The sequence below is a fragment of the Histidinibacterium lentulum genome (assembly GCF_003789055.1).
GTDB lineage: Bacteria > Pseudomonadota > Alphaproteobacteria > Rhodobacterales > Rhodobacteraceae > Oceanicola > Oceanicola lentulus.
This window is the reverse complement of record NZ_ML119094.1, coordinates 1-12,334: the sequence shown is the minus strand read 5'-3', so window position 1 is coordinate 12,334 and position 12,334 is coordinate 1. Positions and strand designations below refer to the sequence as shown.

Below are 12,334 nucleotides of genomic sequence, written 5' to 3'. Positions count from 1 at the left end.
AGGAGCGATCATGGAGCGCATGGCCGAGAGCATTATGAATGTCGCAACGACGTTGCCGGAGGGGGTGCCCTTGGCAGCGAAGGGGCTTTTGCATCTCGGCTCGCGCGCGGCGGTCGATCAAACGCTGTCGCGTCTGGCTGCGCGCGGCGAGTTGATCCGTGCAGGACGCGGCATCTACATGCGCCCGGTCCAGACACGCTTTGGACCGCGTAGCCCGTCGGCTGAACAGGCGATTGAAGCGCTCGCTATGCAGCGGGGCGAGACGATCGTCCCGAGTGGCGCTGCTGCGGCAAACGCTCTGGGCCTCACGACACAGGTGCCGGTCAAGTCGGTTTACCTTACTTCCGGTCGAAGCCGCGTGCTGAGCCTTGGCCGGCAGGAAGTCGAACTGCGTCATGCGCCGCGTTGGCAGTTGGCCCTTGGGAGCAAGACCTCGGGCCAGGCCGTCCGTGCGCTGGCATGGCTCGGGCCGGATGAGGCTCCCAAAGCTCTTCAAATCCTGCGATCCAAGCTCACGGAGACGGCAAAGACTGAGCTGATGTCCGCCGCGCCGCAGTTTCCGACTTGGCTGGCACGATTAGTCGGAGAGATGGTCCATGGCTGAGGCATTCCTGCGCCTCAGCGGTAAGGACCGACTGGATGCTCTTGGTGTCGCGGCCGATCGGCTCGGCCGACCAGCCCATCTCCTCGAAAAGGACGTCTGGGTGGTCTGGGCGATCCAGCAATTGTTTGGATCGCCCATCGGCACAAACCTCGTCTTCAAGGGCGGCACCTCGCTGTCGAAGGCCTACCGGGTCATTGACCGGTTTTCCGAGGATGTGGATCTGACCTTCGATATCAGAGCGCTGATCCCGGATCTGCTGGAGGGCCGTGAAGACGCCATGCCCGCCACATCCAGCGAAGAGCGGCGCTGGTCGAAACGTGTTCGAAAGGCTTTGCCTGAATGGGTGGCCGGGACCATTCAGCCGATCCTGCAGCAGGCAATTGATCGGGAAGGGGTCGATGCCGGCCTTCGGATTGATGGCGACAAGCTGTTCATCGACTACCCGCACCTCGCCCAAGGCACTGGATACGTTTCTCCGAGCGTGATGCTGGAATTCGGCGCGCGTTCTACAGGAGAGCCCGCATCCCCACGCGATATCGTTTGCGATGCCGCGTCGGTGATCGAAGGCGTGGAGTTTCCCACTGCCCGCCCGCGCGTGATGCATGCGGAACGGACGTTCTGGGAAAAGGCGACAGCGATCCACGTCTTCTGTTTGCAAAACCGTATGCGAGGGGATCGCTTTTCTCGCCACTGGCATGATGTCGCCCGGTTGGACGATGCGGGCATCGCCGCTGCGGCCATCGAAGATCGCGCGCTTGCGACCGCTGTCGCCCGGCACAAGACGATGTTCTTTGCAGAGAAGGCGGCGGATGCCACGTGGATCGATTACGGAGCCGCAACCTGTGGTCAACTCCAACTGGCCCCAAGCGGTGCAGCCCTCGACGTTCTCGCTGACGATTATCGCCGGATGGCCGAGGACGGCCTGCTTGCAAAAACACCAGAGCCCTTTGGCGACTTGATGGACCGCTGCGCTGACATCGCGCGTAAGGCCAATGCAGCGTTCAAGCCTGACTGACCATCTTTTCGGAAGATTCCCGCTACTTATTTCCGTCGATCCATTTCGACATAAGCCCCTTGTCGCGGAAGCACTCTTCCGGAACGGCGCGCTGTTTGATCCGGGCAAGTTTCTCCGCGAAGGCCACCTGCTTTGAGGTCGGCAGCCGGTCCATGTCGGAGACCGGCTTCAGCTGGGCCTGAGCCTCAATCCAGACGCTCAAGGACCGGCGGTCCTGCTGAACCTCCCAGGGCAGAAGGGTCTGATTGCGCAGGGCGAGTGACCGCGCATAGGCGATCTGCTTCGGTGTCGCGGGCAGGGTGTATGTGGTGCTGTCCATCGGGAAACTCCCTTTCTGGCTTGGCCCTCAATATAGAACAGAACAGGAACAAAATCAAGCCAAGCGAACGGAACGCACCGGTTCGAGAGGGAGAGAGGGGTCGGGGAAGATCAGGCCTGAGGGTGCCCGAGAGAGAGGGTGTCCGGGCCTATCCCTGTCCCTCATTCCGGAGTTTCCCGATGACCTATCTCGTGCCTGTTGCGCCTCCCGTTCCTGTTCCGTCCACTGAACCCGCGCCCGCAATCCTCGCCGTGGCCGAGGCACTGCAGCCTGATCTCGCGCAGGGCTTCCAGATCGACGTGCTGCGCCTGCGTCTCGAGATGGAGCGCGCTTTTGGCGGCTCCGATGCCGATGGTGCCTGGGACTGGAAGCTTGCCTATGAGGCGGGCGAGGTGGCGCTCGCCCTCTTCCTGCGGAAATTCGGCCGCGCGCTGCTCGCCCGGGTCGGCTCGCCCGCGGCGCTGCTGCCGATCCTTGCCAAGGTGGCGGGCCTCTTGCCGACGCATACCCGGCGCTCGGAGGAAATGGAGCGCTTCCAGCAATTCTCGACGCCGCTGCCCATGGGACTGGCTGCAATGGCAGCAGCCCAGATCACGCCCCGTGACCTCGTCCTCGAGCCCTCGGCCGGGACCGGCCTTCTGGCGATCCTCGCTGAGATCGCGGGTGGCAGCCTCGCGCTGAACGAGTTGGCCGACACGCGCGCCGATCTTCTGCGCCTCCTCTTTCCGGGGTGCCCTGTCACCAGTTTCGACGCCGCACAGATCGACGATCACCTCGACGCGGGCTTGCGCCCGAGCGTCATCCTGATGAACCCGCCCTTCTCGGCTGTGGCCAATGTCGATGGCCGGACGACCGAGGCGACGGCCCGGCATCTGCGCTCGGCCCTAGCCCGGCTCGCGCCCGGCGGGCGTCTGGTGGCCATCACGGGGGCGGGTTTTGCGCCTGATGTCCCGGCTTGGGCCGAGACCTTCACACGCCTGACCGAGACCGCGCATCTCGGGTTCACGGGCGCTGTGTCCGGTGCCGCCTTCGCCAAGCATGGCACCAGCTTCGAGACGCGGATTTCGGTCTTCGACAAGTGCCGCGGCGGCGAACGGGGTGGGATCACCGCCGATCTGGCTCGGGCGATGTCCGTCGATGCGCCGCAGCTCCTCACCCGGATCGTGGCCGAGTGCCCCCCGCGCCTCGAGTTGGAAGAGGGCGCGCTGCCTCGCCCCCAGCCCACTTCCCCTTTCCGGGAAAAACCAGCCCGTACGTCCGGCCCTCCCGCTCGACATTTGGGGGCAACGTCATCGGCCAGTGCCAATGCAATTGTCGCAGCGCCAGATGCCGAAGACCTCGGCTACACCCTGCGCGAGACGGCGGACGATCTCGGCGCCGCGCGCCTTTCCGACGCGATCTACGAGACCTTCCGCCTGCAGGCGATCGACATCCCTGGCGCTGCCCCGCACCCGACCAAGCTGGTCCAGTCCGCGGCGATGGCTTCGGTCGCGCCCCCGAAACCTTCCTACCGCCCGAAACTCCCCGCAGCCGTTCTGCGCGACGGCCTGCTTTCCGACGCCCAGCTCGAGACGGTGATCTACGCGGGCGAAGCGCATGGTGCGTATCTCGCCGGTTCGTGGACCGTCGATGAAACCGTCGATATGGTCTCGGCCGCGCCCGACGATGCCGCGGACGCCGTGCGCTTCCGTCGCGGCTTCTTCCTCGGCGACGGCACTGGCGCGGGCAAAGGCCGCCAGTCGGCCGGGATCCTGCTCGACAACTGGTGTCAGGGTCGCCGCAAGGCGCTCTGGATCTCGAAGAGCGACAAGCTCCTGGAAGATGCTCAGCGCGACTGGTCTGCCCTCGGCCAGGAGCGACTTCTGGTGACGCCCCTGTCGCGCTTCGCGCAAGGCCGCGACATCCCGCTGACCGAGGGCATCCTCTTCACCACCTATGCAACGCTTCGCTCCGAAGAGAGGGGCGCCAAGAAATCCCGCGTCGACCAGATCGTTGATTGGCTGGGGGCGGATTTCGACGGGGTGATCCTCTTCGACGAAAGCCACGCCATGGCGAATGCCGCAGGGTCCAAGGGCGAGCGTGGCGATACGGAAGCCTCGCAGCAGGGCAGGGCGGGACTGCGCCTCCAGCACAAACTGCCCTATGCCCGCGTGGTCTATGTCTCGGCCACGGGGGCCACGACCGTCCACAACCTCGCTTATGCGCAAAGGCTCGGACTCTGGGGCGGCGAAGACTTCCCGTTCGCGACGCGCGGGGAGTTCGTCGAGGCCATCGAAGCGGGCGGCGTCGCCGCGATGGAGGTCCTGGCGCGCGATCTGCGATCGCTCGGCCTCTACACCGCCCGGTCGCTTTCCTACGATGGCGTCGAATACGAGATGCTTGAGCATGCGCTGACGCCCGAGCAGCGCGGCATCTATGACGCCTATGCCGGGGCCTTCGCCATCATCCACAATAACCTCGCGGCTGCCATGGAAGCGGCCAATATCACAGGTGAGAACGGCACGCTGAACCGCCAAGCCAAATCCGCCGCGCGCTCTGCCTTCGAGAGCGCCAAGCAGCGCTTCTTCGGTCATCTGCTGACCAGCATGAAAACCCCCACGCTGATCGCCAGCATTGAAGCCGATCTTGCGGCGGGCCATGCGGCTGTCGTCCAGATCGTCTCGACGGGCGAGGCGCTGATGGAACGCCGCCTGTCAGAGATCCCGACCGAGGAGTGGAACGACATCCGCGTCGACATCACGCCGCGGGAATACGTCCTGGACTATCTCGCCTATTCCTTCCCGGTGCAGCTCTACGAGCCCTTCACCGACAGCGAGGGCAATCTCTCGTCCCGGCCCGTGGTGCGGGATGGTCAGCCGGTCGAGTGCCGCGAAGCCGCCCGCAGGCGCGATGCGCTGATCGAGAAGCTGGCCAGCCTGCCGCCGGTGCCGGGGGCGCTCGACCAGATCGTCCAGCGTTTCGGCACGGACCTCGTGGCAGAGGTTACGGGCCGCTCGCGTCGGATCGTGAGGAAGGGCGAGGGTCCTGCCGCGCGCCTCGTCGTCGAAAGCCGTGCCGGCTCGGCCAACCTCGCGGAAACAGCCGCCTTCATGGACGACCAGAAGCGCATCCTGATCTTCTCGGATGCGGGCGGCACGGGGCGCAGCTATCACGCCGATCTAGGCGCGAAAAACCAGCGCTTGCGGGTCCACTATCTTCTGGAACCTGGCTGGAAGGCTGATGCGGCGATCCAGGGCCTCGGGCGCACCAACCGCACCAACCAGGCGCAACCGCCGCTCTTCCGGCCTGTGGCCACCGATGTGAAGGCAGAGAAACGGTTCCTTTCGACCATCGCCCGCCGCCTCGACACGCTCGGGGCCATCACGCGTGGCCAGCGCCAGACCGGCGGGCAGGGGCTGTTCCGGCCCGAGGATAACCTCGAGTCGCCTTACGCCCGCGATGCCCTTCGCCAACTCTACCGCCGCCTCTATCGCGGCGATGTGGCGGGCTGCTCGCTTGGCGCTTTTGAGGATGCGACAGGGCTCAGCCTGACCGATGACAACGGTCTGAAGGACGACCTGCCGCCGATCACGACCTTTCTCAATCGCCTGCTCGCGCTTACGATCGACATGCAGGCCGTGCTCTTCTCGGCCTTCGAAGAACTCCTCGACCAGCGGATCGAGGGCGCCATCGCGGCCGGTGTCTACGACCTCGGCCTCGAGACGCTGCGCGCCGAGAGCTTCCGGGTCACGGATGCCCGGGTGATCTACACCCACCCGGGCTCCGGCGCGGAAACCCAGCTCCTCACCATCGCGGAGAAGCGGCGCAACACGCCGACCTCGCTCGCGGATGCGCTCGACTGGCTCGACGACCCACAAGCACGCCTGCTGGTCAACAGCCGCTCGGGCCGTGCCGCGGTGCAGGTGCCCGCCACCAGCTTGATGCTGGACGACGGCACGATCGAGCCCCGCTTGCGGCTGATCCGCCCGACCGAGGCCACCACGGTTCCGGCCAGGATTATGGACGAAACCCACTGGCTCGAGGCCGACCGCGCGGCCTTCGCTGCCGCCTGGACCGCGGAACTGGCTGAGATGCCGGAGTTCTCGGAAGCCACGCTCCACATCGTGGCGGGGCTGCTGCTGCCGATCTGGAAGCAGCTCCCACAGGATGAAACCCGCGTCTACCGGCTGCAGACCGATGACGGCCAGCGCATCATTGGCCGCCGGGTCTCGCCTGCCTGGGTCGCGACCACGCTGGCCAATGACGCGCCGCAGCTGACGGCGGCGCAGGTCCATGCCCTCGTTCTCGAGGGCAAGACCGTGGTGCGGCTGGCCGAAGGGATGGAATTGCACCTCTCCCGCGTCATGGGCGTGAACCGGATCGAGCTCTCTGGCTTCACGGAAGCGGCGAAGGACCGACTCAAGGCCGATGGCTGCTTCTCGGAGATCATCAGCTGGAAGCTGCGCCTTTTCTGCCCGACGGACTCAGCCGGCATCGCCGTACTTGATCGTCTGCTTGCACGTTGTCCTGTGACGGGACTACATGCACGCGGAGGGTGCTGAGCCATGTATTCCGAGACCGAAGATGTGATCCGCGCTCTTGCGGAGAATGCAGAGAGCGTGTGTCGCGCTTACCTTCCCGCTGGTCGGCGGGAAGGGTCCTACTGGATCGTGGGCGATCTGCAGAACAACCCCGGCCGGTCGCTCTTCGTGCGCCTGACCGGGCCCGCGTCCGGCCCGGGCGCTGCCGGCAAGTTCACCGATGGCGCCACGGGCGAGCATGGCGATCTTCTCGACATCATCCGCGAGAGGACCGGGATCTCCCGCTTTCCCGACCTTCTGGCCGAGGCCCGGGCGCATCTTGGCCGCCCGCAGCCGGTTCACCCAGATGCGCCAGAGCCGAAGAAGGCCAAGGCCCCCGGTGGCACACCAGCGGCCGCAGCGCGTCTGTTTGCAGCCTCGGTGCCGATCGCAGGCACGCTTGCCGACACCTACCTCCGCGCCCGGGGCCTGACCCAAGGAGGCACGATGAGCGCGCTGCGCTTCCACCCGAAGTGCTGGCATCGGGATGAGGGCCAGACCCGGAGCCTCCCCAGACCGGCGTTGATCGCCGCGGTCACCGATGGGGCAGGGGCCTTGCAGGGCGTGCATCGCACCTGGCTCGCGCCAGACGGACAGGGAAAAGCGCGGGTCGAGACGCAGCGGCGTGCCATGGGTCATCTCCTTGGCAATGCAGTCAGGCTGGCCCCGCATGACGACATCCTCGTGGTCGGCGAAGGCATCGAGACCATGCTGTCCCTGGTCGAGGCCGTGCCCGGCCTTCCCTTCTGGGCGGCGCTCTCGTCGGGACACCTCGGGGCCGTCCTGCTGCCGGAGGGGCTGCAGCGCCTCTACATCGCCATCGACCGCGATCCCGCTGGCCAACGCGCGGCAGAGAGGTTGAGCGCCAGAGCTTCCGAGGTCGGGGTGCGCGTGCGGGTGCTGGAACCGCGTCTCGGGGATTTCAACGATGATCTCCGGGCGAACGGCAAGGAGGCGCTTCGTCAACATCTGGCAGGGCAGATCGGTCCAGAGGATTGGCATCGCCTGTTGGGCTGAGCTGCATCGCGCAAGGGGCGGTCCGGGAGTGCGGGGCAGGGGTCACGGATTCCTGTCGTGGCTGTGGACCGTCGGCTTTGCCTCTTCCCGGGCAATCTCATCCACCCGTCCCCCGAGCGGCCTTCAAGAGATGGGCAGGCGGCCGTCAAAGGGGCCGCCCCTTCAAGGACGGGGGGCGACTGATTTCCGCCGCGGGGGACGAGCCCCCGCTTTGCATCGCGAGACAAATCAGCCGCCCCCCGTCCTCCTCCACATGCGTTCCGGCCCCGAAAGGGGGTGAAGGGCCGTCCCCTCCCACGGCTTTCGCAGCCCATGAAGGCCGCGCGGGATGACGCGCGGACCAGACAGGCCCGGAGGCAAGAACCGATGACGATCCACACCCACGACGACGCGTATGAACCCGCCCACACCGCATCCCAGACCGCCCATGCGCTCGACGAGCTGCAGCTCTATGGCTACCGCCCCTTTGACGAGCCCGATCCGCGCCCGATGCCCGATGGGCAGCGCCTCGCGGTCGCCGTCGCCGACATCTTCGATGCCCTCGTCGCGACCCTGGAAGACACCCGCATGGAACCCGACCTCGAAGAGGTGCTCTGGGGTCAGGTCAACCTCTTCCACCGCGCCACGGCCCGGATCGAGCGGTCGCTGGACGAGAACGAGCAGGCGCAACGCCGCCTCCAGCGGGAGCAGGATGGCTCCGAGGTGAAATCCACCGAACTCGAGCGCCTGACGGCCGAAGGCATGACCCTGATCGAACGGCGCAACTGCATGGACATGATGCGCGATCACGCCGCGACCGAGTTTGTCCATCACACCGGTTCCACCTGGCGCCCCCGCACCGGTTCGATGGTGAACCGCCAGCACATGACCGCAGCGCTGATCGACAGCCGCGATTTCCTGGCCGCGAAGCGCCGCGCGGAGACCGAGGTGATGCTGCCCGCAGGCCCCAAGGTCGCCCTCACCGGTGGGACCGACTTCAACGATCACCGCCTCATCTGGGGTAAGCTGGATCAAGTCCGGACCAAGTATCCCGACATGGTTCTTCTGCACGGTGGCAGCCCGAAGGGAGCAGAGACCATCGCTGCCAAATGGGCCGAGGCCCGCGGCGTGACCCAGGTGGCCTTCAAGCCCGACTGGACCAAGCATGCCAAGGCCGCCCCCTTCAAGCGCAACGACGCCATGCTCGACGTGCTGCCCGTGGGCGTCCTCGTCTTCCCGGGCAATGGCATCCAGGAGAACCTCGCCGACAAGGCCAAGAAGCTGGGCATTCCGGTCATGAAGTTCGAGAAGGGGGCGTGAGCCCCCTTTCCCCTCGCGGGGAAATCGAGGTGGAAGCGCAGGCTTCCACCTGATATTGTGTAGGAAACTTCACCCTATCACTACATGTACCATAGTCCGATCCAGCTTGATGTCTTCCCGACCGATGTGCAGATGCGCCGGATCGATCCGGCGCGTAACATGCGTCGCTTCTATCGACTGAGTGTGCAACGCGACCTCTTCGGTCGCGCCAGCCTCGTGCGCGAATGGGGCCGGATCGGGTTTCGGGGGCAGATGATGGTCGAGACCCATCCTGATGAAGGCAAAGCCATCACGGCATTGATGAAGCTTGCTGCGGTGAAGAAGCGGCGGGGCTATGAGGCCCTGCAATCAGGCGATTAGTCTTGATCGCATTGATTGCGATGATTACACTCCTCTCAGGAGGATATCATGGCGAGCATTACCATCCGGAACCTTGACGACGACGTAAAGCGCCGCCTTCGCATCCGCGCAGCCGAGCATGGCCGCTCGATGGAAGAGGAGGCGCGCGAGATCTTGCGCCATGTCGTCGGCGAAGCGAAGCCATCCCATGATCTTGCCGCGGCCATCCGAGCACGGGTCGCGCCTATCGGTGGCGTTGATCTCGACCTTCCGCAGCGAGAGGCCATGCGTGAACCGCCCGCGTTCGACCAGGCCTGACGCATGATCATCCTCGATACGAATGTCATCTCGGAGCTGTTGCGCCCGGCCCCCGAGCCCAGGGTCGAGCTGTGGCTGTCGGCTCAGGACGGGCTCAACGTCTACCTGACTGCGATATCGGAGGCAGAGCTGCGCTACGGCCTCGCGATCATGGGGAATGGCAAGCGCCGCGCCGCGCTGATTGACGCCGTGGACCGTATCCTGCGCGAAGACCTCGCCGGTCGTATCCTGCCCTTCGACAGCGACGCCGCGCAGTCCTATGCCACCATCGCTGCCACACGACGGTCCGCCGGGCGGCCGATCGCCCAGGCCGATTGCCAGATCGCCTCCATTGCCCACTCCCGTGGTGCCACCGTCGCCACGCGCAATACGCCTGACTTCGAGGGCTGCGAGATCGACCTGATCAACCCCTGGACCGCCGCATGAACGCCGTTGAAATCGAACAAGCCGTTTCTGAACTCGCCGAGCAGCCCTTTGATGCGGTCGAGTTCCCTTATGCCTTCCTCATGGCCTTCGGCAACAAGGACACGACCATCAAGCGGCTGCGCACCGGCGCATCGAACAAGTCCGATATCGGCGGCGTCCTTCAGACCAACAACATCCACCTTGCGACCTGCGCGCCGGGCGACATCGCGGCGACCCTGACCGCCCTTCGCGATAGCCCCGCCACGACCCGCGCCAAGGCCAAGTTCATCCTCGCCACCGACGGCATCGACCTCGAGGCCGAGGATATCACGACCGGCGAAACCATCGCCTGCCGCTACACTGATTTCCCCGACCATTTCGGCTTCTTCCTGCCGCTTGCTGGCATCTCCACCGTCAAGCAGATCCGCGAAAGTGCATTTGACATCCGCGCGACCAGCCGCCTCAACCGGCTCTATGTCGAGCTGATCAAGGACAACCCTGACTGGGGCAGCGCGGAAAAACGCCACGACATGAATCATTTCATGGCGCGGCTGATCTTCTGCTTCTTTGCCGAAGACACCGACATCTTCGTCAGCGACAACCTGTTCACCGCCACCATCGACCAGATGGCGAACCGCGATGGGTCCAACACGCACGAAGTCATCGGCGAAATCTTCCGCGCGATGAACACCCCCATCGCCAAGCGCGCCGAGGCCAGGCTGCCCCGCTGGGCCGATGCCTTTCCCTATGTGAACGGCGGGCTGTTTTCGGGCAGCACCGATGTGCCGCGCTTTTCCAAGATCGCGCAGCGCTACCTCTCTCATATCGGTAGCCTCGATTGGACGCAGATCAACCCCGACATCTTCGGGTCGATGATCCAGGCCGTCGCAGATGAAGAGGAACGCTCGGTCCTCGGCATGCACTACACCTCCGTGCCGAACATCCTGAAGGTGTTGAACCCGCTCTTCCTTGATGACCTGCGTGCAGAGCTGGAGGCGGCGGGCGACAACGCGCGCAAGCTGGCCAATCTGCGCGCCCGCATGGCCAAGATCCGCGTCTTCGATCCCGCCTGCGGGTCGGGCAACTTCCTTGTCATCGCCTACAAGGAAATGCGCGCGCTGGAATATGAGATTAACAAGCGCCGGGGCGAGCCGCAGCGCCGCACCGACATTCCCCTGACCAACTATCGCGGGATCGAGCTGCGGGATTTCTCGGCCGAGATCGCGCGGCTGGCGCTGATCATCGCGGAATACCAATGCGACGTGACTTATCGCGGCCAGAAAGAGGCACTGGCCGAGTTCCTGCCGCTGGACGCGCAGAACTGGATCACCTGCGGCAACGCCCTGCGGCTGGACTGGCTGTCGGTCTGCCCGCCCACAGGGACGGGGGTGAAGTTTCAGGCCGATGACCTGTTCATGGCGCCCCTGGATCAGGCGCAGATCGACTTCGCGAACGAGGGGGGAGAGACCTATATTTGCGGGAACCCGCCCTACGTTGGTGGAAAGAAGCAGAGCTCGGAGCAGAAGGAAGATCTAGCTCTAATTTTTGAGGGAAGCAAAAAATACAAGAACCTCGATTACGTTTGCGGCTTCATTCTAAAGGCATGCGATTACATTTCCGCATTGGATCGAGTTGCATTTGTTGCTACCAACTCCATCAACGAAGGGACACATGTTCCCGTCCTTTGGCCTGAGGTTTATAGGACTGGATGCGAGATCAACTTTGCGTACCTGCCATTCAAATGGTCAAATAACGCTGCGCATAACGCAGGCGTGACTGTTACAATTATTGGGTTGAACAAGAGAAGCGCCGCGCCGAAGTTTATCTTTCAGGGAGACACAAAGAAGGAGGTCTCTAATATTAGCCCCTACTTGGTCGAGGGGTCTGATCTTGTCGTCCACCCTCGTGCAACACCGGCTGGCCGGCTTTCGAGAATGATAACGGGAAACGCTGCATATGACGGTGGACACTTGTTCCTCAGCACCAGTGAACGAAATAGTGCATTGGAAAAATCGCCTGAGCTTGTTGATTTCATTCGACCAGTTAAGGGCACGAGTGAATTCATCGACGGCGTACAACGTTTCTGTCTGTGGTTTGAAGATGGTGATTTGAAACTCGCTGAATCTCTGCCAGGGTCAGCCGAGCGCATCTCTGGGGTTCGAAAATACAGAGAAGGCGGCGGAGAAGTTGCACGAACCTTAAGAAAGAACCCGCATCAATTTCGTTACCGAAATCTAGCTCAAAGTTCCCAGATACTCGTCCCTCAGGTCTCGTCTGAGCGTCGAGAATACTTGCCTGTTGGCATTCTACCGAGTGATGTTGTGATAACACATCTGTAAGCGGCGGCTGAGCCCCACCTTCTGGCTGAGCTGACGAGTTGCGAAGGCATCCCTGTAATGAGGCAGGGAGTGCGTTTCGCAATGTGTGCTACGAATGCGTTTCTCAGATCGCTGGGCGTA

Annotated in this window: 10 protein-coding genes; 9 read left to right on the top strand and 1 reads right to left on the bottom strand. The window is 64.0% G+C overall.

The genetic code is table 11. From position 1 onward, the window contains the following. Positions 1 to 10 precede the first annotated feature (10 nt). Together EAT49_RS19965 and EAT49_RS19960 are read left to right on the top strand one after the other, a co-directional pair. The gene (locus tag EAT49_RS19965) at positions 11 to 604 is read left to right on the top strand and encodes a DUF6088 family protein (RefSeq protein WP_123644080.1); all 594 of its coding nucleotides are present in this window, start codon (positions 11 to 13) and stop codon (positions 602 to 604) included. Beyond that, entirely contained in the window at positions 597 to 1,619 is a 1,023-nt protein-coding gene (locus EAT49_RS19960; RefSeq protein ID WP_088716142.1) for a nucleotidyl transferase AbiEii/AbiGii toxin family protein, read from the top strand. The genes EAT49_RS19965 and EAT49_RS19960 overlap by 8 nt, the downstream gene beginning before the upstream one ends. 22 nt (positions 1,620 to 1,641) lie before the next feature. Here EAT49_RS19960 and EAT49_RS19955 read toward each other — a convergent pair whose 3' ends face one another. Beyond that, a complete protein-coding gene (locus tag EAT49_RS19955) occupies positions 1,642 to 1,938 on the bottom strand; it encodes a hypothetical protein (protein ID WP_088716141.1) in 297 nt (98 codons plus the stop codon). A gap of 179 nt (positions 1,939 to 2,117) precedes the next feature. On the opposite strand from EAT49_RS19955, the gene EAT49_RS19950 reads away from it, so the two are divergent. The 7 genes from EAT49_RS19950 (at position 2,118) to EAT49_RS19920 (ending at position 12,214) form a co-directional block, all read left to right on the top strand. Beyond that, entirely contained in the window at positions 2,118 to 6,479 is a 4,362-nt protein-coding gene (locus tag EAT49_RS19950) for a bifunctional class I SAM-dependent methyltransferase/DEAD/DEAH box helicase (protein WP_123644079.1), read from the top strand. Between the two features lie 3 nt (positions 6,480 to 6,482). After that, a complete protein-coding gene (locus tag EAT49_RS19945; RefSeq protein ID WP_123644078.1) occupies positions 6,483 to 7,514 on the top strand; it encodes a DUF7146 domain-containing protein in 1,032 nt (343 codons plus the stop codon). A gap of 366 nt (positions 7,515 to 7,880) precedes the next feature. Continuing rightward, entirely contained in the window at positions 7,881 to 8,813 is a 933-nt protein-coding gene (locus EAT49_RS19940; RefSeq protein WP_123644077.1) for a DUF2493 domain-containing protein, read from the top strand. Between the two features lie 84 nt (positions 8,814 to 8,897). Then, positions 8,898 to 9,173 carry a WGR domain-containing protein gene (locus EAT49_RS19935; RefSeq protein WP_123644076.1) on the top strand — a complete coding sequence of 92 codons (276 nt, stop codon included), beginning with the start codon at positions 8,898 to 8,900 and terminating at the stop codon, positions 9,171 to 9,173. A gap of 48 nt (positions 9,174 to 9,221) precedes the next feature. Next, positions 9,222 to 9,470: a FitA-like ribbon-helix-helix domain-containing protein gene (locus tag EAT49_RS19930; protein ID WP_123644075.1), complete on the top strand. Its 249-nt coding sequence runs from the start codon at positions 9,222 to 9,224 to the stop codon at positions 9,468 to 9,470. Positions 9,471 to 9,473: 3 nt separating this feature from the next. Further along, positions 9,474 to 9,896 carry a type II toxin-antitoxin system VapC family toxin gene (locus EAT49_RS19925; protein ID WP_123644074.1) on the top strand — a complete coding sequence of 141 codons (423 nt, stop codon included), beginning with the start codon at positions 9,474 to 9,476 and terminating at the stop codon, positions 9,894 to 9,896. Beyond that, positions 9,893 to 12,214, top strand: coding sequence for a class I SAM-dependent DNA methyltransferase (locus tag EAT49_RS19920; protein WP_246003920.1), 2,322 nt, complete (start codon positions 9,893 to 9,895; stop codon positions 12,212 to 12,214). Before EAT49_RS19925 ends, EAT49_RS19920 begins: the two co-directional genes overlap by 4 nt. The last annotated feature ends 120 nt before the right edge of the window (positions 12,215 to 12,334 follow it).

Bases quoted from the DNA above. Each gene is read 5' to 3' on its own strand.
- EAT49_RS19965 (WP_123644080.1), top strand. From the start codon at position 11: ATGGAGCGCATGGCCGAGAGCATTATGAATGTCGCAACGACGTTGCCG.
- EAT49_RS19960 (WP_088716142.1), top strand. From the start codon at position 597: ATGGCTGAGGCATTCCTGCGCCTCAGCGGTAAGGACCGACTGGATGCT.
- EAT49_RS19955 (WP_088716141.1), bottom strand. From the start codon at position 1,938: ATGGACAGCACCACATACACCCTGCCCGCGACACCGAAGCAGATCGCC.
- EAT49_RS19950 (WP_123644079.1), top strand. From the start codon at position 2,118: ATGACCTATCTCGTGCCTGTTGCGCCTCCCGTTCCTGTTCCGTCCACT.
- EAT49_RS19945 (WP_123644078.1), top strand. From the start codon at position 6,483: ATGTATTCCGAGACCGAAGATGTGATCCGCGCTCTTGCGGAGAATGCA.
- EAT49_RS19940 (WP_123644077.1), top strand. From the start codon at position 7,881: ATGACGATCCACACCCACGACGACGCGTATGAACCCGCCCACACCGCA.
- EAT49_RS19935 (WP_123644076.1), top strand. From the start codon at position 8,898: ATGTACCATAGTCCGATCCAGCTTGATGTCTTCCCGACCGATGTGCAG.
- EAT49_RS19930 (WP_123644075.1), top strand. From the start codon at position 9,222: ATGGCGAGCATTACCATCCGGAACCTTGACGACGACGTAAAGCGCCGC.
- EAT49_RS19925 (WP_123644074.1), top strand. From the start codon at position 9,474: ATGATCATCCTCGATACGAATGTCATCTCGGAGCTGTTGCGCCCGGCC.
- EAT49_RS19920 (WP_246003920.1), top strand. From the start codon at position 9,893: ATGAACGCCGTTGAAATCGAACAAGCCGTTTCTGAACTCGCCGAGCAG.